General features: G+C 66.7%; 21 protein-coding genes. 13 read left to right on the top strand and 8 right to left on the bottom strand.

What is annotated here, in order from left to right; all coding sequences use genetic code 11:
- The 5 genes from QO033_RS22060 (at nucleotide 1) to lpxB (ending at nucleotide 3945) form a co-directional block, all read left to right on the top strand.
- Nucleotides 1–651: an OmpH family outer membrane protein gene (locus QO033_RS22060; protein WP_284483063.1), complete on the top strand. Its 651-nt coding sequence runs from the start codon at nucleotides 1–3 to the stop codon at nucleotides 649–651.
- Nucleotides 652–716: 65 nt separating this feature from the next.
- Nucleotides 717–1181, top strand: a complete 465-nt coding sequence (fabZ, locus tag QO033_RS22055) for a 3-hydroxyacyl-ACP dehydratase FabZ (protein WP_284483062.1) — start codon at nucleotides 717–719, stop codon at nucleotides 1179–1181.
- Between the two features lie 4 nt (nucleotides 1182–1185).
- A complete protein-coding gene (gene lpxA / locus QO033_RS22050; protein WP_284483061.1) occupies nucleotides 1186–1986 on the top strand; it encodes an acyl-ACP--UDP-N-acetylglucosamine O-acyltransferase in 801 nt (266 codons plus the stop codon).
- A gap of 4 nt (nucleotides 1987–1990) precedes the next feature.
- Nucleotides 1991–2785 carry an LpxI family protein gene (locus QO033_RS22045; RefSeq protein ID WP_284483060.1) on the top strand — a complete coding sequence of 265 codons (795 nt, stop codon included), beginning with the start codon at nucleotides 1991–1993 and terminating at the stop codon, nucleotides 2783–2785.
- On the top strand, nucleotides 2785–3945 hold the full coding sequence (lpxB, locus tag QO033_RS22040; protein WP_284483059.1) for a lipid-A-disaccharide synthase: 1161 nt from the start codon (nucleotides 2785–2787) through the stop codon (nucleotides 3943–3945). The genes QO033_RS22045 and lpxB overlap by 1 nt, the downstream gene beginning before the upstream one ends.
- A gap of 59 nt (nucleotides 3946–4004) precedes the next feature.
- On the opposite strand, the gene mnmA is transcribed toward lpxB, so the two are convergent.
- Nucleotides 4005–5150, bottom strand: coding sequence for a tRNA 2-thiouridine(34) synthase MnmA (gene mnmA, locus QO033_RS22035; RefSeq protein WP_284483058.1), 1146 nt, complete (start codon nucleotides 5148–5150; stop codon nucleotides 4005–4007).
- Nucleotides 5151–5309: 159 nt separating this feature from the next.
- Here mnmA and sciP point away from each other — a divergent pair, with 159 nt between their 5' ends.
- The 5 genes from sciP (at nucleotide 5310) to QO033_RS22010 (ending at nucleotide 11510) form a co-directional block, all read left to right on the top strand.
- Nucleotides 5310–5588: a CtrA inhibitor SciP gene (gene sciP, locus QO033_RS22030; protein WP_284483057.1), complete on the top strand. Its 279-nt coding sequence runs from the start codon at nucleotides 5310–5312 to the stop codon at nucleotides 5586–5588.
- Between the two features lie 109 nt (nucleotides 5589–5697).
- On the top strand, nucleotides 5698–6411 hold the full coding sequence (gene ctrA, locus QO033_RS22025) for a response regulator transcription factor CtrA (RefSeq protein ID WP_284483056.1): 714 nt from the start codon (nucleotides 5698–5700) through the stop codon (nucleotides 6409–6411).
- Between the two features lie 199 nt (nucleotides 6412–6610).
- Complete coding sequence (gene ligA / locus QO033_RS22020) at nucleotides 6611–8998, top strand: NAD-dependent DNA ligase LigA (RefSeq protein WP_284483087.1); 2388 nt, start codon at nucleotides 6611–6613, stop codon at nucleotides 8996–8998.
- A complete protein-coding gene (gene recG / locus QO033_RS22015) occupies nucleotides 8995–11085 on the top strand; it encodes an ATP-dependent DNA helicase RecG (protein WP_284483055.1) in 2091 nt (696 codons plus the stop codon). The genes ligA and recG overlap by 4 nt, the downstream gene beginning before the upstream one ends.
- A 302-nt stretch (nucleotides 11086–11387) precedes the next feature.
- The gene (locus QO033_RS22010; protein ID WP_284483054.1) at nucleotides 11388–11510 is read left to right on the top strand and encodes a hypothetical protein; all 123 of its coding nucleotides are present in this window, start codon (nucleotides 11388–11390) and stop codon (nucleotides 11508–11510) included.
- A 251-nt stretch (nucleotides 11511–11761) separates the two neighbouring features.
- Here the strand turns inward: QO033_RS22010 and QO033_RS22005 are convergent, their stop codons facing one another.
- Together QO033_RS22005 and QO033_RS22000 are read right to left on the bottom strand one after the other, a co-directional pair.
- Nucleotides 11762–12400, bottom strand: a complete 639-nt coding sequence (locus tag QO033_RS22005) for a MarC family protein (RefSeq protein WP_321170056.1) — start codon at nucleotides 12398–12400, stop codon at nucleotides 11762–11764.
- A gap of 60 nt (nucleotides 12401–12460) precedes the next feature.
- Nucleotides 12461–12913 carry an iron-sulfur cluster assembly scaffold protein gene (locus tag QO033_RS22000; protein WP_284483053.1) on the bottom strand — a complete coding sequence of 151 codons (453 nt, stop codon included), beginning with the start codon at nucleotides 12911–12913 and terminating at the stop codon, nucleotides 12461–12463.
- A gap of 68 nt (nucleotides 12914–12981) precedes the next feature.
- Between QO033_RS22000 and hisI the strand changes: the two genes are divergently transcribed.
- Nucleotides 12982–13341: a phosphoribosyl-AMP cyclohydrolase gene (gene hisI, locus QO033_RS21995; protein WP_284483052.1), complete on the top strand. Its 360-nt coding sequence runs from the start codon at nucleotides 12982–12984 to the stop codon at nucleotides 13339–13341.
- A gap of 68 nt (nucleotides 13342–13409) precedes the next feature.
- Here the strand turns inward: hisI and gluQRS are convergent, their stop codons facing one another.
- The 4 genes from gluQRS to QO033_RS21975 form a co-directional block, all read right to left on the bottom strand.
- Entirely contained in the window at nucleotides 13410–14288 is an 879-nt protein-coding gene (gene gluQRS, locus QO033_RS21990; RefSeq protein WP_284483051.1) for a tRNA glutamyl-Q(34) synthetase GluQRS, read from the bottom strand.
- Nucleotides 14285–14905 (bottom strand): class I SAM-dependent DNA methyltransferase, encoded by a 621-nt coding sequence (locus QO033_RS21985; protein WP_284483050.1) that lies wholly within the window; start codon nucleotides 14903–14905, stop codon nucleotides 14285–14287. Before QO033_RS21985 ends, gluQRS begins: the two co-directional genes overlap by 4 nt.
- Before the next feature lie 72 nt (nucleotides 14906–14977).
- Nucleotides 14978–16324 carry a methylenetetrahydrofolate--tRNA-(uracil(54)-C(5))-methyltransferase (FADH(2)-oxidizing) TrmFO gene (gene trmFO / locus QO033_RS21980; RefSeq protein ID WP_284483049.1) on the bottom strand — a complete coding sequence of 449 codons (1347 nt, stop codon included), beginning with the start codon at nucleotides 16322–16324 and terminating at the stop codon, nucleotides 14978–14980.
- A 317-nt stretch (nucleotides 16325–16641) separates the two neighbouring features.
- A complete protein-coding gene (locus QO033_RS21975; RefSeq protein WP_284483048.1) occupies nucleotides 16642–17427 on the bottom strand; it encodes an enoyl-CoA hydratase in 786 nt (261 codons plus the stop codon).
- Nucleotides 17428–17498: 71 nt separating this feature from the next.
- On the opposite strand from QO033_RS21975, the gene QO033_RS21970 reads away from it, so the two are divergent.
- The gene (locus QO033_RS21970) at nucleotides 17499–17918 is read left to right on the top strand and encodes a PaaI family thioesterase (RefSeq protein WP_284483047.1); all 420 of its coding nucleotides are present in this window, start codon (nucleotides 17499–17501) and stop codon (nucleotides 17916–17918) included.
- A gap of 560 nt (nucleotides 17919–18478) precedes the next feature.
- On the top strand, nucleotides 18479–19468 hold the full coding sequence (locus QO033_RS21965; protein ID WP_284483046.1) for an SLAC1 anion channel family protein: 990 nt from the start codon (nucleotides 18479–18481) through the stop codon (nucleotides 19466–19468).
- Between the two features lie 138 nt (nucleotides 19469–19606).
- Here the strand turns inward: QO033_RS21965 and QO033_RS21960 are convergent, their stop codons facing one another.
- On the bottom strand, nucleotides 19607–19834 hold the full coding sequence (locus QO033_RS21960) for a DUF1127 domain-containing protein (RefSeq protein ID WP_407682138.1): 228 nt from the start codon (nucleotides 19832–19834) through the stop codon (nucleotides 19607–19609).
- Nucleotides 19835–19851 lie beyond the last annotated feature (17 nt).

Here is a 19851-nt window from a genome sequence, read left to right as displayed (position 1 = left end):
ATGGGGCGGCGCCGTCTTTCGGTTGTGCTGGCGGCGCTGGCTGCCTGTGCCGCCCCCTTTGTCCTGCCGGGCCTCGACAGCCCGGTCGGGCCTGCGGCGGCGCAGGAGCTGCCGCATAACGTCATTCTGACCATCGAGACCGACCGGCTGTTTTCCGAATCCGCCTTCGGCAAGCGCGTCGCCAATGAGATCGAGGCCGAAAGCGCCGTGCTGGCGGCGGAAAACCGTCGCATGGAAGCGGAGCTGAGCGGCGAGGAAAAGGATCTGACCGCGCGGCGCTCGGATATGGAGCCGAAGGCCTTTCGTGCCCTGGCCGATGCTTTCGACGAAAAGGTGCAAGGCATTCGCCGCACCCAGGATGCCAAGGCGCGGGCGCTGAACGCCAAGGCCGACAAGGCGCGGGTGGATTTCCTGCGGGCCGCCCGCCCGGTGCTGGAAACCCTGATGCGCGAGGCTGGCGCCGGCGTGATCCTGGAACGCTCCAGCGTCTTTCTCAGTGCCAATGCCACCGACATCACCGCCGAGGCGATCCGCCGGATCGATGCGACGCTGGGCGATGGCGCGCCCGGCGACGCCGGCGCGTCGACCGGGCCAGCCCCGGCAACGGCCCCCGGCAGTGCGGTGGAGAGCGCACCGGGGCGCGATCAATAGCGCCGCTTGCCCAACGGGGCCGGTGTTGCTAGTCAGGCCGGAACGACGATGAATGGGGACCTGCCATGACCGCAGAGATGAAGAGCGCCGATATCCAGTTGATCCAGCGCATCCTGCCGCACCGATATCCGTTTCTTCTGGTGGACAAGGTGGTCGACATCGACGGCTACAGCGCGGCGCGCGGCATCAAGAATGTCACCATGAACGAGCCGCATTTCCAGGGCCATTTCCCCGGCACCCCGATTATGCCCGGCGTCACCATTGTCGAGGCGATGGCGCAGACCGCGGGTGTCATGCTTGGCATCGGCATGGATATCGTCGACACCGATCTGCTGATCTATTTCATGAGCATCGACAAGTGCAAGTTCCGCCGCAAGGTGATCCCGGGCGATGTGCTGGAGATGAACGTCTCCACCCTGCGCGGCAAGCCGGGCGGCAAGATCTTCAAATTCGCCGGCCGGGCGACGGTGGAGGGCGAGCTTGCCGCCGAAGCCGAATTCACCGCCATGGTCGATATCCAGAAGGACTGAACCGATGTCCGCGCATCCCAAGGCGCAGATCCACCCCAGCGCTCTGGTCGATCCGGAGGCGACGCTGGGCGAGGGCTGCGTGATCGGCCCGTTCTCGATCATCGGGCCCCAGGTGGTTCTGGGCGACCGGGTCGAGGTCAAGAGCCATGTCATCGTCACCGGTGACACCCGTATCGGCGACGAGACCGTGATCTTTCCCTTCGCCGTGGTCGGCGAGGTGCCGCAGGATCTGAAGTATCAGGGCGAGGATAGCCAGCTGATCATCGGTGCCCGCAACCGCATCCGGGAACATGTCACCATGAACCCCGGCACCAAGGGCGGCGGCGGCATCACCAGGATCGGCGACGACGGGCTGTTCATGGCAGGCTGTCACATCGCCCATGACGCCCAGGTCGGCAATCGGGTGATCGTGGTCAACAATGCCGCCGTGGCCGGCCATTGCGTGCTGGAGGACGATGTCATCATCGGCGGGCTCTCCGGCATCCACCAATGGGTGCGCATCGGACAGGGGGCCATCGTCGGCGCGTTGACCATGGTGACCAACGATGTGATCCCCTACGGTTTGGTGCAGGCCCCGCGCGGAGAGCTGGACGGGCTGAACCTGGTCGGGCTGAAACGCCGCGGCGTGCCGCGTGCCGATATCACCGCGCTGCGGGCCGCCTTCCAGATGCTGGCGCAGGGCGAGGGCACCTTTCAGGAACGGGCCCACCGTTTGGGCGAGGAAACCGACAGCGACTATGTCCGCAATATCGTCGATTTCATCACGGGGCAGAGCGACCGGTCGTTCCTGACCCCGGGGAGCTGATCCGATGCTGGCGCTGATCGCCGGACGTGGCGCCCTGCCGGTGGCAATTGCCCGGGCGCAGGCCGAACCAGCGTTGATCTGCGCGCTGGAGGACAACGGGCCCGACCGGCTGGACGTGGATCTGTGGTTCCGGATCGAAACGTTGGGCAGCCTGATCGCCGATCTCAAGGAGCGGGGGGTGACCGGCGTCTGCATGGCCGGCGGCATCCGCCGGCCTGCAGTGGATCCGGCGGCGCTGGATGCCGCGACGCTGCCCTTCGTGCCGGTGCTGACCTCGGCGCTGCAGGCCGGCGACGACGGTGCCCTGCGCGCGGTGATCGGCATTTTCGAAAGCGCGGGCTTTACCGTTCTGCCAGCGCAGGAGGCGGCGCCGGGGCTGCTGATCGGTCCGGGCTGCCCGACCGCGGCGCAGCCGGCTGAGCCGCACCGCCGCGATGCGATCCGCGGGGCGGAGATCGTTGCCGCCATGGGCGCGGCCGATATCGGCCAGGCCTGCGCGGTGCTGAACGGTCAGGCGCTGGCGGTGGAAGGCGCCTTCGGCACCGACTGGATGTTGTCGACCCTGTTCGACCGTCCCGATGACGGCGGCGGCATTCTCTTCAAGGCGCCGAAACCGGATCAGGACCGCCGCGCCGATCTGCCGGCCATCGGCCCCGATACCGTACGCGGCGCCGCGGATGCGGGGCTGGAAGGCATCGTGATCGAGGCCGAGGGCGTGATCCTGCTGGACCCAGAGGCGGTGGTGGCGACCTGCGACCGGATGGGGCTGTTCCTCTGGTCGCGGGAACGGGCCGGCTGATGCGGGTCTTCCTGATCGCCGGAGAGCCCTCGGGCGACCGGCTAGGGGGCGCGCTGATGGCGGGGTTGAAGGCGCTGGCGCCGGAGGTGGTCTTCGACGGGATCGGCGGGCCGCTGATGCAGGCCGAAGGGCTGACCAGCCGGTTTCCCATGGATGAGCTGAGCGTGATGGGGCTGGCCGAGGTCCTGCCGAAGTATTTCCACCTGAAACGGCGGATCGCCGAGACGGCGCAGGCCGCGCTCGACACCCGGCCCGATGTGGTGATCGGCATCGACAGTCCGGATTTCTGCCTGCGGGTCGCCAAGCTGGTGAAGGCCGGAAGCGATATCCGCACGGTGCATTACGTCGCCCCCAGCGTCTGGGCCTGGCGGCCGGGGCGGGCGGCGAAGATGGCGCAGGTCATCGACCATGTCCTGGCGCTTCTGCCCTTTGAGCCGCCCTATATGGAGGCCGCGGGCATGGCCTGCGATTTCGTCGGGCACCCGGTGGTGGCGGAACCGGTGGCGACCGGGGAAGAGGTCGCGGCCTTTCGCGGCGCCCACGGACTGGGAGAGGCGCCGGTCTTGCTGGTGCTGCCGGGATCGCGGCGGGGCGAGGTGAGCCGTCTGGCCCCGGTCTTCGGCCCGGCGCTGGCGCAGGTCCTGGCGGCGCGCCCCGATCTGCGGCCGGTGCTGCCCGCCGCCGGCCCGGTGGTGGGGCTGGTGCGGGAGCTGACGGCGGGCTGGGCGCAAGCGCCGCTGATCCTTGATCCGGGGGCGCCGGAGGCGATGATCCACAAACGCGCTGCGTTCCGCACCGCTGAACTGGCGATGGCGGCCTCGGGCACTGTGGCGCTGGAGCTGGCGGCGGCGGCGACGCCGATGGTGATGGCCTATGATTTCAACTGGCTGACCTGGCAGATCATGCAGCGCATGGCGCTGATCGACACCGCCAATCTGGTTAATCTGGTCAGCGAGACCCGCGTGGTGCCGGAATGCCTCGGCCCTGACTGCCGGGCCGATCTGATCGCGGAGACCGTGCTGCGCGAACTGGCCGCGCCGCAGGCGCAGCACCAGGCGATGGCACTGACGATGGAGCGGCTGGGGCAGGGCGGCGAGGCACCGGGCCTGCGGGCCGCCCGGGCGGTACTGGCGCGGATGGGGCGCCAGGCGGCAGCGTAGTTCCTTAGCAGACCCGCGCCCGTGGGCGGCCGGGATCGCCCGAGATCGGGGAAAGCGCCCTATTCGCCGCGCCAGATCCAGCCGCCGCCGAAGATACGGCTGCCTTCGGTTTCATAGAACACGCAGGCCTGTCCGGGAGAGATGCCTTCCTCCGGTGTCAGCAGCTCCACCTCCGCCGTGGTCGGCGACAGCGGCCGCACGATGGCCTCGCGCGGTGGCCGGGTCGAGCGGACCTTGACCGACAGATGCCATTCCGGACGCGAGGTGAAGGGCTCATCGCCCAACCAGTTGATCTCCCGCACCGGGATGATCCGGGTCGAGAGCAGTTCTTTCGGGCCGACCACGACCTGTTTCTTGTCGACATCCAGCTTGACCACATAAAGCGGCTCGGCGAGCCCGCCGATGCCCAGCCCGCGGCGCTGGCCGATGGTATAGTGAATCACCCCATCATGGGTGCCCAGCACGCGGCCGTCGGCATGCACGATCTCGCCCGGTTCCGCCGCGCCGGGGCGGAGCTTCTCGATCACGCTGGCGTAATTGCCGTTCGGCACGAAGCAGATGTCCTGGCTGTCGGGCTTGTCGGCCACCGCCAGCCCGTAATCCGCCGCCATCGCCCGGGTGGCGTCCTTCGACGGCAGATGGCCCAGCGGGAACCGCAGATAGGCCAGCTGCTCTGGCGTGGTGGAGAACAGGAAATAGGACTGGTCGCGGTTCGGATCGGCGGCGCTGTGCAGTTCCGGCCCGTTGGGACCCATCTTGCGCTGGATGTAATGGCCGGTGGCCATGCAGTCGGCCTCAAGATCCTTCGCCGTCTCCAGCAGATCCTTGAATTTCACCCGTTCGTTGCAGCGGATGCAGGGCACCGGGGTGGCGCCGGCCAGATAGCTGTCGGCGAATTCGTCGATCACCGCGTCCTTGAAGATGTTCTCGTAATCCAGAACGTAATGCGGAAAGCCGCGCTCCTCCGCGACGCGGCGGGCGTCATGGATATCGATGCCGGCGCAGCAGGCGCCCTTCTTGGCCAGGGCAGCGCCATGATCGTAAAGCTGCAGCGTCACGCCGACCACGTCATAGCCTTCGGCGGCCAGATGCGCAGCCACCACCGAGCTGTCGACGCCGCCGGACATCGCCACCACCACCCGGGTCTCGGACGGGGGCTTGGGAAAGCCAAGCGAATTCAGCGGGGTATCGGTATCCAGCGCCATGGCGGCGGCTCCTTGATCGTCGCGGTCGGGGGGTGAACGCCGCAAAAGCAGCAAGTGCGTCGGAATATAGGAAAATCTGCGACACTCTCAAGGGGCGGTTTCACCAACGGTTAAGGCCTCTCTGTCATCTCTGGGGCGGGAATCTCTGAGGTGTTGGTGATGTATCTGAAGAAAGTGGAAGGACCGCGGGCCGTTAAGCTACCGGATGGCACGACCATGACACGGGCCGATCTGCCCCCGGCATCGACCCAGCGCTGGGTCGCGTCGCGCAAGGCGGCGGTGGTGCGCGGGGTGATCTACGGGCTGATCACGGAAAGCGAGGCGCGAAAACGCTATTCGCTGAGCGATGAGGAGCTTCAGTCCTGGATCGGCGCGGTAACCAAACACGGCGAACAGGCCCTGAAAGCGACCGCTTTGAAAAAATATCGACAACCATAGGTTGATATGTGATACTTCCGTGGCAGATATCACGGTAGTAACACGCGATTAACACATTTTCGCCAAGGTTAACGCGACTATCGGAGGTGGCTTCTACGGAGATTCCATTATGCGTGTACTATTGGTCGAGGACGATCCGGCAACGTCGAAAAGCATCGAGCTGATTTTGACGCATGCCAACCTGAATGTGTATACCACCGAGCTGGGGGAAGAGGGCATCGACCTCGCCAAGCTCTACGATTACGATCTGATCCTGCTGGATCTGAACCTGCCCGACATGAGCGGCCATGAGGTGCTGCGGCAGATTCGATTGGCCCGTGTCGATACGCCGATCCTGATCCTGACCGGCGCCGACGATACCGAAAGCAAGCTCAAGGGCTTTGGCTTCGGTGCCGACGACTATCTGACCAAACCTTTCCATCGCGATGAGCTGGTGGCGCGGATCCATGCGATCATCCGCCGCTCCAAGGGGCATTCGCAATCGGTGATCCACACCGGCAAGATCGCGGTGAACCTGGATGCCAAGACGGTGGAAGTGGCTGGCGAGCCGGTGCATCTGACCGGTAAGGAATACCAGATGCTGGAGCTTCTGAGCCTGCGCAAGGGCACCACGCTGACCAAGGAGATGTTCCTGAACCACCTCTATGGCGGCATGGATGAGCCGGAGCTGAAGATCATCGACGTCTTCATCTGCAAGCTGCGCAAGAAACTGTCGCAGGCCACCGGTGGCGAAAACTACATCGAAACCGTCTGGGGCCGTGGCTATGTCCTGCGCGATCCGCGCGAAGCGGCGGAAACCGAAAAGCTCGCCGCCACCGCCTGAGCCCGGCCTTAAATCTTTTCAAGGCGGGCTGTGACACCGCGCCGAACCCGGACCGGGGCAGGGTCCGGGCGGCGTGATCGCCGCCGCTCTGGACCTGAGCCGGTCTGCGCCCTATCACCATACCGAACCCCCATTCGGCACCAAGGGCGAGGCGCGCAGGCACGTGACGGACGACATCGAACAGCTCCCGGTTGACACTCTGACCGAGGATCAGGCCCGCGCGGAACTCGCGCGGCTGGCCGGTCTTCTGCTGCAGGCGGATACCGCCTATCACGGCGACGATGCGCCGGTGATGTCGGATGCGGATTACGACGCGCTGAAGCGGCGCAACGCGGCCATCGAGGCCCGATTTCCCGATCTGAAACGTCCCGACAGCGCCTCGGACCGCGTCGGCGCCCGCCCGGCGGAGGGCTTCGCCAAGGTCACCCATGCCCAGCGGATGATGTCGCTTGGCAATGCCTTCGAGGCCGAGGATGTGGCGGCCTTCGATCTCAGCGTGCGCAAATACCTCGGGCTGGAGGCGCGGCAGATCGCCTATACCGCCGAGCCGAAGATCGACGGGCTGTCGCTGTCGCTGCGCTATGAAAACGGCATCCTGGTGCAGGCCGCCACCCGTGGCGACGGCGCGGTGGGCGAGAATGTCACCGCCAACGCCCGCACCATCCCGGATATCCCGCAAACGCTCTCCGGCGCGCCGGCGGTTCTCGAGGTGCGTGGCGAGGTCTATATGGCGCATGCAGATTTCGAGGCGCTGAACGCGCGGCAGGAGGAGAAGGGCGAAAAGACCTTTGCCAATCCGCGCAACGCCGCCGCCGGATCGCTGCGCCAGCTCGATCCCGAGATCACCCGGTCGCGGCCGCTGCGCTATTTCGCCTATAGCTGGGGAGAGTTGTCGGAACCGCTGGCCGAGACCCAGATGGGCGCCATCGCCCGGCTGCGCGATCTGGGCTTCGTCACCAACGATCTGACCGTGCTTTGCGACGGTCCAGACGCCATGCTGGCGCATTATGCCCGGATCGAGGAACAGCGCGCCACGCTCGGCTATGACATCGACGGGGTGGTCTATAAGGTCAACGACCTGGCGCTGCAGGGCCGGCTGGGGTTCCGCTCCACCACGCCCCGCTGGGCCATCGCCCACAAGTTCCCGGCCGAGCTGGCCTGGACCCGGCTGGAGACGATCGACATCCAGGTCGGCCGCACCGGCGCGCTGTCGCCGGTGGCGCGGCTGACCCCGGTGACGGTGGGCGGCGTCGTGGTCTCCAACGCCACCCTGCATAACGAGGATTACATCGCCGGCCGCTCCGCCTCGGGCGAGGTGCTGCGCGAGGGCAAGGATATCCGCGTCGGCGACTGGGTGCAGGTCTATCGCGCTGGTGACGTGATCCCCAAGGTGGCCGATGTCGATCTGTCGAAACGCCCCGAGGGGGCGGAGCCTTACCAGTTCCCGCATGTTTGCCCGGAATGCGGATCCGAGGCGGTGCGGGAGGAGGGCGATTCCGTCCGCCGCTGCACCGGCGGACTGATCTGCCCGGCGCAGGCGGTGGAAAAGCTCAAGCATTTCGTCTCCCGCGCCGCCTTCGATATCGAGGGGCTGGGCGCCCGGCAGGTGGAGTTCTTCTACCTGATGTGCCGGATTTCCGAACCGGCGGATATCTTCATGCTGGCGGCGCGCGATGGCGATGCGGGCCAGCTGACCGCCGATCCCCGTGCCCGCATCGAACAGCAGATCAGCGACCCGGACCGGCGCGGCGGTGTGCTGGCGCAGCTGGCCGAGATGCTGCGCGGCTCCGGTGTGCCGGTCGATGAGGGCGACGCCGATCATGTGATCGCCGGCATCCGCCATCTGGCCGGCCGGCCACTGGCGCAGATCAAGGGCTGGGGCGAGAAATCGGCGCAGAACCTTTTTGCCGCGATCGAGGAACGGCGCCGCATCGGGCTGAACCGGGTGATCTTCGCGCTCGGCATCCGCCATGTTGGCGAGGTGGTCGCCCGCGATCTGGCGCGTCACTACGGGACCTGGGAGGCGATGATCGCCGCGCTCGATACCGCCCGCCCGGCGCTGGAACGGCACCAGCAGGCCGAAGATGCGGTGGCCGTCGAACGGCTGGCCGCGGCCGATGATGGCCGGCGCGCCCGGATCGCCGACACCCGTGCCGCCGTCTGGTCGGCGGAGCCGGCGCTGCCCGAGGGCGCCCGTGCCGCCTGGGACGATCTGGTGGGGGTCGACGGCATCGGCACCATCGTCGCCATGGCCCTTGCCACCGCCTTCGCCCAGGGGGCGGAGCGGGCCTCGATCGACCGGCTGGCAGCGCATCTCGACATTCAGGCGGTGGAGGCGCCGAAGTCCGAAGGCAGCCCGGTGGCCGGGTTGACCGTGGTCTTCACCGGCACGCTGGAGAAGATGACCCGGGCCGAGGCCAAGGCGCGGGCCGAAGCGCTCGGCGCCAAGGTGTCGGGCTCCGTCAGCAAGAAGACCGATATCCTCGTCGCCGGGCCCGGTGCCGGCTCGAAGGCGACCAAGGCCGCCGAACTCGGCATCCGTACCATGGATGAGGACGCCTGGCTGAGCCTGATCGGGGCGGCATGAGCGGGCGGCCGGAACCGCTCTTCCCGCTGTTCGCGGGGCTGGAGACGCTGGAGGGCGTCGGACCCAAGACCGCCCAGCTGATGGGGCAACTGGGCCTGGCGCTGCCACGCGATCTGCTGTTCCATCTGCCCTATGCGGTGATCGACCGCCGCCGCCGCGACAGCATCCGCGGCGCCGAGCTGCCCTCGACCCTGACGGTGGAGGTGACGGTGGGAACGCATCGCCCGCCGCGCAGCCGCGGCGGCGCCTATCGCGTCCATGTCTCCGACGCGCAGGAGGAGTTTCAGCTGGTCTTCTTCCACGCCCGTGGCGACTATCTCAAGCGGGTGCTGCCGGAGGGCGCGAAACGGGTGGTCTCCGGCAAGCTGGAGCTGTTCGACGGCATGGCCCAGATGGTCCATCCCGATCACATGCTGCCGGTGGAGGAGGCGGGCGATATCCCGGATTTCGAACCGGTCTATCACCTGACCCAGGGGGTCAGCCAGAAGCTGATGTTCAAGGCGACGCGCTCTGCCCTGATGCGGACCCCGGACCTGGCCGAATGGATCGATCCGGCGCTGCTGGTCAAACAGGGCTGGCCCGACTGGGCCGGTGCGCTGCGGATGGCCCATGCCCCCGAGGGCGTCGATGATGTCACCCTGACGGCGCCGGCGCGCGAACGGCTGGCCTATGATGAGTTCTTCGCCCATCAGATGACCCTGGCGCTAGCCCGGCGGCGCGAACGCAAGGGGCGCGGTATCGTCACCGAGGGCACGGGGCGGCTGCGCAACCGGGTGCTCTCGGCCTTGCCCTACCGGCCCACCGGCGCCCAGTCCCGCGCGGTGGAGGAGATCGCCGCCGATATGGCGGCACCGCAGCGGATGAACCGGCTGCTGCAGGGCGATGTCGGCGCCGGCAAGACTCTGGTCGCCTTCCTGGCGCTGCTGATCGCGGTGGAGGCCGGCGGGCAGGGGGTGATGATGGCCCCCACCGAAATCCTCGCCCGCCAGCATCTGGAGGGGCTGCGCCCGATGGCGGAAGAGGCCGGCGTGGTGCTGGAGCTCTTGACCGGGCGCGACAAGGGGGCGGAGCGGCGCGCCAAGCTGGAGGCCCTCAGGCGCGGCGATATCCAGATCCTCGTCGGCACCCACGCGGTGTTCCAGCCGGATGTGGCCTTCGCCGATCTGCGGCTGGCCATTGTCGATGAACAGCACCGCTTCGGTGTGCGCCAGCGGATGGAGCTGGCGGAAAAGGGCATGGGCGCCGATGTGCTGGTGATGACAGCGACGCCGATCCCGCGGTCGCTGGCGCTGGCGCAATATGGCGATATGGATGTCTCGGTGCTGGATGAGAAGCCGCCCGGGCGCAAACCGGTGAAGACGGCGGTGATTTCCACCGCGCGGCGCGACGAGGTGGTGGCGCATCTGCGCAAGGCGATCTCGGAGGGCAAGCAATGCTACTGGGTCTGCCCGCTGGTCGATGAATCCGAGGTCTCCGATCTGGTCGCGGCGGAGGAGCGGTTCAAGCACCTGCGCGCGGTGCTGGGCGAGGGGCATGTGGGGCTGGTGCATGGCCAGATGCCACCGGCCGAAAAGGACGCCGCCATGGCCGCCTTTCAGCGCGGCGAGACCTCGGTTCTGGTCGCCACCACGGTGATCGAGGTCGGGGTGAACGTGCCCAATGCCAGCATCATGGTGATCGAACGGGCCGAGATATTCGGTTTGGCGCAGCTACATCAGCTGCGTGGCCGGGTCGGGCGCGGCAGTGCCGAAAGCACCTGCCTGCTGATGTATCAGCCGCCCCTGAGCGAGGGCGGCCGGCGCCGGCTGGAGGTTCTGCGCGAGACCGAGGATGGCTTTCGCATTGCCGAGACCGATCTGCAGATGCGGGGCGCCGGCGATTTGATCGGCACCGCCCAGTCGGGGCTGCCGCGGTTCCGCATCGCCGATATGGAGCGGCAGGCGGCGCTGATGGCAGTGGCGCAGAGCGATGCGCGGGCGCTGCTGGAAACCGACCCGACGCTGTCGGGAGATCGGGGGCAGGCAGCGCGGGCGATGCTCTGGCTGATGCAGCAGGACCAGGCCATTCGCCTGATCGACGTGGGGTGAGCCACGCCCTGGAAACGATCCGGTGGATTGTTTCCAGGGCCGAAGGGCGGGGGCGCGGTCTGATCGCGACGTGGTCCAAGTCGCACCGTGCCGGTTCTGCTCGTGATGGCTGCCTGCGGATCGAAACGAGAATGTTCGACGCCGGAAAACCCAAGCCTTTTCAACTCATTGTCGTGGATGTTCCTGAAAGTTCGCAAATGTTCTCAAAAAGTTCTTGTCCGACTCGGCGTGATATGAGAACAAAAGGTCAACAAACATCGCCGGCCCAGCCCTGAGACCGGCCCCGACATGGAGTTGACCCGATGCTGAACCAGATCAAGACCGCCATGACCACCAATCGCGACACCCTGCTGCAGGATGCTCTCGGCGTCGTTTCCCTCGTCGTCATGCTGGTGGCGGCGCTGCATCTGCCCGGTCTGATCTGAGACGGCCCTGATCCGAGGTTTTCTGTTTCTGCCTGCGATCTCCGTGCCGGGGGCGCCTTGCATCCCTGTCCCATTCCGATGCGAGGGTGACCTGCCTATCCCGATCCCTGCTGCTCCGGTTGTCCGCCGGCGCTTATGGTGTCCCCCGGATCCCGCATGAGAGACGCATCACTGCCGCCGCCGTCCTGCCCAGGACGTGCGGCGGTTTTTTTATGTGTCCTGCGGGAAAAGGCGCGAGCCGACCTTCCGGGTCAGAGCTGGCCGGTGGTGATGATCTGCAGCAGCGCCGTCAGCACCGCATTCGCCGCGACCGAGGCCAGAACCATGCCCATCACCCGGCTGACGATCGCTGATCCCGCATGGCCGATCAGCCGGATGATCGGATCGGCCAGCCGCATCAGCAGATAGGCCACCGCGATCACCGCCAGCATGATGACGGCCGTCACCGCCTGATCGGCGATGCTGAAGCGGTTGTTGTCGGTCAGGATCACGATGGCCAGCATCGCCCCGGGCGAGGCCAGCGACGGCACCGCCAGCGGAAAGATCGCCGGGTTGGGCGCAGCGCTGCCGGTCTCGTCGCTGTCTAGATCGCGGCGGTCGGTCTCGGTCTTGCCCTCGCCGAAGATCATCGTCAGCGCGAAGAGGAACAGCACGATGCCGCCGGCGACCTGAAAGGAATTGAGCCCGATCCCCAGCGCATTGATCAGAATCTGGCCGAAGACGAGGAAGAACAGCAGCACTCCGGCGCTGACCGCCGCCGCCTGCAGCGCCACGCGCGGCCGCTGCGCCGCCGACAGCCCGGCGGTGATGGCGATGAACACCGGAATGGTGCCGATCGGATCGATCACCACCCAGAGCGTCACGAATTGTTCCAGAAACCCGTGGATCATCGGCGCCCCCTGCCGGTCACCGCAGCAGCCATCGGGTCAGCAGCCGGGGGCCGCCGCCGGTCAGGCACAATCGGCCTGTTCGGCCTGGGCCATCGCCTCCGCCGTCGCCTCCAGCGACAGCAGGATCGAGGCATGGCGGTTCTTGTAATCGCGCGCCGGCAACAGCACCTCCAGCCCGTCAAAGGGGGCCTCGGGCACCGGGCCGCCCTCTTTCAGCATGGCCTTGAGCTGATCGCGGGCCTTTTCGATCTCGGCCCGGCTGCGGCCGATCGCGGCGGCGCCGACCACGGCAGCGGCCGCCTGACCCAGTGCGCAGGCTTTCACATCCTGGGCGAAATCGGCGATCCGCCGGTCCTTTACCGTCACATCGACGGTAATGGTCGACCCGCACAACGGCGAGCGTTTCTTGACGGTGGCATCGGGGGCAGCGAGCCGGCCCAGATGCGGAATATCTGCGGCCAGCGCCAGAATGCGGGCCGAATAGAGCTTGATCAGATCGCTGTCGCCGGACATGGGTTTCCCTCGTCTTCGCTTCTCTCTACATAGGGGGCCCGACCGGCGTTGCAAAAGGTTTTCCGCTCATGTCCTTCGATCCCGCGACTTTGACCTATACCGAGGCCGGGCTGATCCCCGCCATCGCTCAGGATGCGGCCACTGGAGAGGTGCTGATGATGGCCTGGATGAACGCGGCCTCCATCGCCCGCACCTTGGAAACCGGCCGCGTCACCTATTGGTCGCGCTCGCGGCAGAGCTTCTGGGTCAAGGGCGAAAGCTCCGGCCACGTGCAGGAACTGGTGGATTTCCGCATCGATTGCGACCGCGATTGCCTGCTGGTGGTGGTGAACCAGACCGGCCCGGCCTGTCACACCAACCGCCGCAGCTGTTTCTATACCGCGGTGCGCGACGGCGCCGAGGTGGAGCTGATGAAGCCGATGGAGTAACCTGTCGTGCCGGCGCCCCTTCGATCTGGCTCACATATCCCGGGGTGGGGGCGGCGCGCCTCCCGTCCTCACGCCGGGGGCGAGCCCGCCGGCTGGTGCCCCATCTCGCCGACCATCTGCCGGATCATCTCCGGCGTCACCCCCTCCGCCCGGTAGCGTGCCAGCGCCCGGGCATCGTCGCGTTTGGCCAGCCGCTTGCCGGCGGCATCGCGGATCAGCCGGTGGTGGTGATAGAGCGGGGTCGGCAGCCCCAGCAGCGCCTGCAGCAGCACATGGATCTGTGTCGCCGCGAACAGATCGGCGCCCCGGGTCACATGGGTGATCCCCTGATCGGCATCATCCACCACCACCGAGAGGTGATAGGAACTGCCCATCTGCCGCCGCACCAGGACGATGTCGCCGACGGTTTCGATCAGCCGGGCGCGGTCGAGGCGATGGCTGCCGGGATGCATCGGCCCGGTTTCAGTGAAGGCGCGGAGCGGCAGGGCGGCGGTGGCTTTTTCCATATTCAGCCGGATCACGTCTTCGGGCCCGGCCTCGCCCATGCTCCGGGTGCGGCAGGTGCCGGGGTAAATCCGCCCGTCGGGGCCGAATTGCGGCACGCCTTCCTGCGGCGCGCCGGCGGCGGCCTCGATATCGGCGCGGCGGCAGCGGCAGGGATAGGTCAGCCCCAGATCGCTCAGCCGTGCCAGCGCCGCGCCATAGCGTGGCAGCCGGTCCGATTGCCGCATCACCGGTGTCGGCCAGCGCAGCCCCAGCCAGTGCAGATCGTCGTAGTTCTGCGCCTCCCACTCCGGCCGGGACCGGCTCTGGTCGATATCCTCGATCCGGAGCAGGAATGTCCCGCCCGCGGCCTGCGCCATATCCCAGGCCAGCAGCGCCGAATAGGCATGTCCCAGATGCAGGGGCCCGGTGGGAGAGGGCGCAAACCGGGTGACGAAGCTCATCGCCGCCGCAGCACCATCACCCGCGCGGTGGACCCGAGACCGGCCACATGCGGGCCATCCTCGTCGAAGTCCAGCACCGCCTCGGAACTGCCTGCGGTGCGCTCCAGCGTACGGGCATATTCGGCATCCTCGAAGGCCCGGCCGTTATAGCTGAAGGCGATCCGGCCGCCCGAGGGCAGCGCCATCAGGATCGCCGGCAGGCAGGAGGCCGGGGCGGCCCCGGGCGAGATCGCCCCCACCGCCGTCACCAGCCGGTAGCGCGACACCAGCGCCGGATCGGGGTTGCCCATCGGCAGTGGGATCAGCTTTTCATAGACCTGCTTGGCGCGGGCCGCCTCCAGCATCCCGGTCGAAACATCGGCGCCGTGCAGCCGTTGGAACCCGGCATCGGCCAGCGCCTGGCCGGACAGCCCGGTGCCGCAGCCGAAATCCAGCAGCGGCTGGGCCAGCTCGGCCTCGGTCAGGATGGATTTCAGGGCGGCGGCGACCCGGGCGGGCGTGGCGTAATCGGCGCCAACGAGCTCGGCATCATAGCTGCCGGCCCATTGGTCATAGACGTCGCGTTGCGTTTCGGCGTCCTCGACGCCGTAGATCTTCTCCAGATATGTCTGTGTCATGCGCCGCACTATGCAGATTTTCGCCCCGGATTCCAGCCGCACGCGGTCACGCCTTGGGGAGCGGGCGGCGGATCAGCCCGCGGCGCCCGCCAACCAGCTCTGGAAATCCGCCTTCGCGCGGTCGGTATAGGCCTTGTAGCGGTCCTTGCGGCCGCGCCGCCCGCCCCTGAGCCCCTCGACCGGGGGAAAGAGGCCGAAGTTCACGTTCATCGGCTGGAAGCTCTTCGCCTCGGCGCCGCCGGTGATATGGGTGGTCAGCGCGCCCATGGCGGTGGTTCCGGGCGGGGCGCTGAGCGTGCCACCGGTCATCTCCGCCGCCGCCAGCCGCCCGGCCAGCAGCCCCATGGCGGCGCTTTCGACATAGCCCTCGACCCCGGTGATCTGGCCGGCGAAGCGGATATTGGGCCGTGATTTCAGCCGCATCTGCGCATCGAGCAGCGTCGGCGAATTGATGAAGGTGTTGCGGTGGATGCCACCCAGGCGGGCGAAACTGGCGTTCTCCAGCCCCGGGATCATCCGGAACACCTCGGTTTGCGCGCCGTATTTCATCTTGGTCTGGAAGCCGACGATGTTGAAGAGTGTCCCCAGTGCGTTGTCGCGGCGCAGCTGCACCACCGCCCAGGCCTTTTCCTCGGGCTTGTGGGCATTGGTCAGCCCGACCGGCTTCATCGGCCCGTGGCGCAGGGTTTCGCGGCCACGCTCGGCCATCACCTCGATTGGCAGGCAGCCGTCGAAATAGCCCGCCGTTTCGCCCTCGTGAAACTCGGTCTTGTCGGCGGCCAGCAGCGCGTCGATGAAGGCCTCGTATTGATCCTTGTCCATCGGGCAGTTGAGGTAGGCCGTGCGCTCTTCCTCGGTCTCGCCCTTGTCATAGCGCGACTGCATCCAGGCCACGTCCATATTGACGCTTTCGGCATAGACAATGGGGGCGATGGCATCGAAGAAGGCCAGCGCATCGGCGCCGGTCTCTGCCTGGATCGCCTGGCCGAGGGCGGAGGAGGTCAGCGGCCCGGTGGCGATGATCCACTGGCCCTGATCGGGCAGCTCGGTCACCTCTTCGTAAGAGACCGAGATATTGGGGTGATCCATCAGCCGCGCCGTCACGGTTTCCGAAAACGGATCGCGGTCGACCGCCAGCGCTCCGCCTGCGGGCAGGCGGTGGGCATCGGCGGTGGCCATGATCAACCCATCGGCGGCACGCATTTCCCAATGCAGCAGCCCAACCGCATTCTGTTCGCTGTCATCCGACCGGAAGGAATTGGAACAGACCATCTCGGCCAGGTTGCCGGTGCGGTGGGCGAAGGTTTCGACCTTGGGGCGCATTTCGTGGATCACCACGCGCACCCCGGCGTTTGCCGCCTGCCAGGCGGCCTCGGACCCGGCCATGCCGCCGCCGACGATATGAAGTGTCTCGCTCATGTCTCGCCAGATAGGGCAGGCGCGCGTCCGGTGCAACGGCAGAGCGGAGGGGAAGCCCCGGGGGCGTGACCCGGCGCAGGGGACGCGCCGGTCACGAGGATGCGGAGATCGGAAAGACAACCGCAGCCGATGCGATGAACGAAGATTGGCCGTCGCGGCGAAACGGTTCAGCCGGTGAGAGCAGTACGGCCCGGAGGGACGCATCACCGGCGACGGCCAGGTTCGGATGCAGTAGCATCAGGCTGCCACAGGGGCGGGGGCGAAGAAAGAATTTGTTGTATTGAATTTTATCAGTTCACCCGACGCCCGCCGCCGGCCTATTGCGTCCAGTCGGGGCTGCGCTTGTCGAGAAAGGCGGCGATCCCTTCTTCGGTATCGCGATAGAGCATATTTTCCACCATCACCTGCCCGGCATAATCATAGGCCTGATCCAGCGGCATCTCGATCTGATCGTAGAAGGCGCGCTTGCCGATTCTGACCGCCGCGCCCAGCTTGTCGGCCAGCTTGGCGGCCAGGGCGGCGGTTTCGGCCTCCAGATCCTCGGGCGCGACGACGCGGTTGATCAGGCCGCGGCTGCGGGCCTCCTCCGCCTCGATGAAATCGCCGGTGGTCAGCATCTCGAAGGCGTGTTTGCGGGCGATGTTGCGGCTGAGCGGCACCATCGGGGTGGAACAGAACAGCCCGATGTTGACGCCGTTGACGCCGAACCGGGTGCCGGCCGCGGCGACCGCCAGATCGCAGCTCGCCACCAGCTGGCAGCCGGCGGCGGTGGCGATGCCATGGGCCTGGGCGATAATCGGCTGCGGCAGGTCGCGGATCGACAGCATCATCCGGGTGCAGCGATCGAACAGATCCTTGAAATAGGCCTTGCCGCCATCTTCGGCCTGACGGCCGGCGGTCATCTGCTTCAGATCGTGCCCGGCGCAGAACACCTTGCCGGCGCCCGACAGCACGACGGCCCGAATGCTGCGATCCTCCTTCAGCGCGTCGAACTGGGCCTGCAACGCTGCCAGCATCTCGTCTGACAGCGCGTTCAGCCGCTCCGGTGCGTTCAGCCGCAGATGCGCCACCGCGCCGGTGTCGTGACGTTCCAGAATTCCCATCTTGCCCTCCCTGACGATGTTGTCGCTACTCTAGGCGCAAGACCCGAGTAGGAACAGGGGGGAGGACCCATATGAGCCTGGCCATGACCCGCGAGGAGCTGTCGGACTATCTGCACAGCGTCTTTCCGCAGATCCGCGAGGATTTCGTGATCGATGCGCTGGAACCTGAGCGGATCGTCATCCGTCTGAAAACCGCGGAGCGGCATCTGCGCCCAGGCGGCACCGTGTCTGGGCCGTCGATGTTCGCGCTGGCGGATGTGGCGGTCTATGCCATGGTGCTGGCGCGGATCGGCCGCCAGGCGCTGGCGGTGACCACCAATTGTTCGCTGGATTTCATGCGCAAACCTGCCGCCGACCGCGATGTGGTGGCCGAATGCCGGCTGCTGAAGCTGGGCCGGGTGCTGGCGGTGGGCGATGTGCTGCTGTTCTCGGAGGGGAGTCCGGCGCCGGTGGCGCGGGCGTCGATGACCTATTCCATTCCGCCGGGCTGACCGGTGCGGGGGAGAGGGCGCCGCGCGGGGGGTAGGGACCCACGCGGCGCCTGTGACCCCGGGCGGTAGTCCGGGATCGTTCGGGATCGTCAGCGCCGGGTGCGGGCGGTGGCGATATGGGCTGCGGTGTCGGTCGGGGCAGAGGCTGCCGGGTTCGGGCCTGTCTGGGCCTGTCGGGGTCGGGCCTTGTGCGCTTGTGCATCTGCCCCGCGGACAGCAGCCGCCGACTGGCCCCCCCAAATTTATCTCCGCCGAATGCCACACTGCGAAATGCTGCGGGGAGACTGCAAATTGCCCGATCGTGTCCCCCCAAGGCCCACCTAACGCGAGTCCCCTGACTCGTTCAAGTTAGATCTTTGTATACTTTGATGCGGCACCCCGGTTGACCTTGCGTTTGTTCGGCCTTTGCCGTCCGATTGGGCCGTTTTGCCCTGATCTGCCAGTCCTGCGCCATGGCACACGGCAGAAAACCTGTTTTCAGGATGTCACTTTTTGACCTGAATCAAGGCCGGCCCCGGCGGTAATGAACAGGATCGCGCAAAACACATGAGGTTTCTTGAATGTCTGAGATCACGGATCCCGCTGCTTCCGCGCCGCATCAGGGGCAGCGGCTGGCGCATTTCCCGATCACCTTCTTCGCCGTGGTCATGGGGCTGATGGGGCTGTCGCTGGCGCTGCATGGCGCCCAGCCAGTTCTGCCCTGGGCCGGGGCATTGGGGGAGTGGGTGATGTATTTCGCTTCGCTGGTCTTTCTTGTGATTGCCGGCGTCTATCTGCTGAAGGGCCTGCGCTACCCCGGGGCCGTGCAGGGCGAGTGGAATCACCCCGTGCGGCTGGCTTTCTTCCCGGCGGTGACCGTGTCGCTGCTGCTGACGGCGACGGCCTATTACAACGTCGACCCGGAACTGGCGCGGGTGCTGTGGATTCTCGGCACGCTGGGGCAGGGGGTGCTGACCATCGCCGTGGTCTCGGGCTGGATCAGCCACCGCTCCTTCGAGGTCGGCCATCTGACCCCGGCCTGGTTCATTCCGGCGGTGGGCAACGTGATTGTACCAGTCGCCGGTGTCCGCCTGGGGTACATTGAGACCTCCTGGCTGTTCTTCTCCGCCGGACTGGTGTTCTGGATCGTGTTGCTGACCCTGGTGATGAACCGGCTCGTGTTCCACAATCCGATTCCGGCGCGGCTGTTTCCGACGCTGGTGATCCTGATCGCCCCGCCGGCGGTGGCCTTCATCGCCTATTACCAGCTGGCCGGTCAGATCGATGCCTTCGGACATATCCTGCTGAACGCCGCCTATGTCTTCGCCGCGCTGGTGCTGGTGCAGGTGCCGAAACTGCTGCGGCTGCCCTTCGCGCTCAGCTGGTGGGCGCTGTCCTTTCCCGTGGCGGCGCTGACCATCGCTTCCTTCCTCTATGCCCGGGTGGCACAGTCGCAGGGGCATCTGATCGTGGGCTCTGTGGCGCTGGCCGCGCTGTGCGCGATTATCCTGGGGCTGTTGTTCCGCACCCTGGTGGCGATCTCTCGCAAACAAATTTGTCAGCCTGAATAAAGTCTTGGGCCGATCATCCGACCCGCCCGGCGCCATCGTCCAGATGGCCCGGGCGGTTTCGCAAAAAAAGAGCCGGGGCAGAGCCCCGGCCAGGAAGAGGTCCGAATGATCGGACGGGGATAAGGTGAGGCGCCGGGCTCAGCCCTGCCAGAACGGGCGGCTGGCTTCTTTCTGCGCCTGGGCGTGGGTGACGCCGATATCTTCCAGAAGATGGGTGTCGAGTTCGCTCAGCTGCTGACGGGTGCGTCGACGGAAGAACCACAGCCCCACCACGGTCTTGATGCGCTGCATCTTCGACGTGCTGGGTTTGCGGCGCAGATCTGCGCCCGCGATGGTGGAAGAACCGGACTGCGTCAGAGGAGACATTGGTACACCCTTCGGAG

Origin of the sequence: Pseudodonghicola flavimaris (assembly GCF_030164425.1) — a bacterium.
Classification (GTDB): domain Bacteria; phylum Pseudomonadota; class Alphaproteobacteria; order Rhodobacterales; family Rhodobacteraceae; genus Pseudodonghicola; species Pseudodonghicola flavimaris.
The sequence above is the reverse complement of the archived record's forward strand: the minus strand, read 5'-3'. Positions and strand labels throughout refer to the sequence as shown.

What these genes read in the sequence shown, in the direction of transcription:
- sciP (WP_284483057.1), top strand. Translation starts at nt 5,310, where the DNA reads ATGTATCTGAAGAAAGTGGAAGGACCGCGGGCCGTTAAGCTACCGGAT.
- QO033_RS22010 (WP_284483054.1), top strand. Translation starts at nt 11,388, where the DNA reads ATGCTGAACCAGATCAAGACCGCCATGACCACCAATCGCGACACCCTG.
- QO033_RS21975 (WP_284483048.1), bottom strand. Translation starts at nt 17,427, where the DNA reads ATGGGAATTCTGGAACGTCACGACACCGGCGCGGTGGCGCATCTGCGG.
- QO033_RS22005 (WP_321170056.1), bottom strand. Translation starts at nt 12,400, where the DNA reads ATGATCCACGGGTTTCTGGAACAATTCGTGACGCTCTGGGTGGTGATC.
- mnmA (WP_284483058.1), bottom strand. Translation starts at nt 5,150, where the DNA reads ATGGCGCTGGATACCGATACCCCGCTGAATTCGCTTGGCTTTCCCAAG.
- QO033_RS21985 (WP_284483050.1), bottom strand. Translation starts at nt 14,905, where the DNA reads ATGACACAGACATATCTGGAGAAGATCTACGGCGTCGAGGACGCCGAA.
- QO033_RS22000 (WP_284483053.1), bottom strand. Translation starts at nt 12,913, where the DNA reads ATGTCCGGCGACAGCGATCTGATCAAGCTCTATTCGGCCCGCATTCTG.
- ctrA (WP_284483056.1), top strand. Translation starts at nt 5,698, where the DNA reads ATGCGTGTACTATTGGTCGAGGACGATCCGGCAACGTCGAAAAGCATC.
- QO033_RS21960 (WP_407682138.1), bottom strand. Translation starts at nt 19,834, where the DNA reads ATGTCTCCTCTGACGCAGTCCGGTTCTTCCACCATCGCGGGCGCAGAT.
- QO033_RS21970 (WP_284483047.1), top strand. Translation starts at nt 17,499, where the DNA reads ATGAGCCTGGCCATGACCCGCGAGGAGCTGTCGGACTATCTGCACAGC.
- lpxA (WP_284483061.1), top strand. Translation starts at nt 1,186, where the DNA reads ATGTCCGCGCATCCCAAGGCGCAGATCCACCCCAGCGCTCTGGTCGAT.
- fabZ (WP_284483062.1), top strand. Translation starts at nt 717, where the DNA reads ATGACCGCAGAGATGAAGAGCGCCGATATCCAGTTGATCCAGCGCATC.
- hisI (WP_284483052.1), top strand. Translation starts at nt 12,982, where the DNA reads ATGTCCTTCGATCCCGCGACTTTGACCTATACCGAGGCCGGGCTGATC.
- recG (WP_284483055.1), top strand. Translation starts at nt 8,995, where the DNA reads ATGAGCGGGCGGCCGGAACCGCTCTTCCCGCTGTTCGCGGGGCTGGAG.
- QO033_RS22060 (WP_284483063.1), top strand. Translation starts at nt 1, where the DNA reads ATGGGGCGGCGCCGTCTTTCGGTTGTGCTGGCGGCGCTGGCTGCCTGT.
- gluQRS (WP_284483051.1), bottom strand. Translation starts at nt 14,288, where the DNA reads ATGAGCTTCGTCACCCGGTTTGCGCCCTCTCCCACCGGGCCCCTGCAT.
- lpxB (WP_284483059.1), top strand. Translation starts at nt 2,785, where the DNA reads ATGCGGGTCTTCCTGATCGCCGGAGAGCCCTCGGGCGACCGGCTAGGG.
- QO033_RS22045 (WP_284483060.1), top strand. Translation starts at nt 1,991, where the DNA reads ATGCTGGCGCTGATCGCCGGACGTGGCGCCCTGCCGGTGGCAATTGCC.
- QO033_RS21965 (WP_284483046.1), top strand. Translation starts at nt 18,479, where the DNA reads ATGTCTGAGATCACGGATCCCGCTGCTTCCGCGCCGCATCAGGGGCAG.
- trmFO (WP_284483049.1), bottom strand. Translation starts at nt 16,324, where the DNA reads ATGAGCGAGACACTTCATATCGTCGGCGGCGGCATGGCCGGGTCCGAG.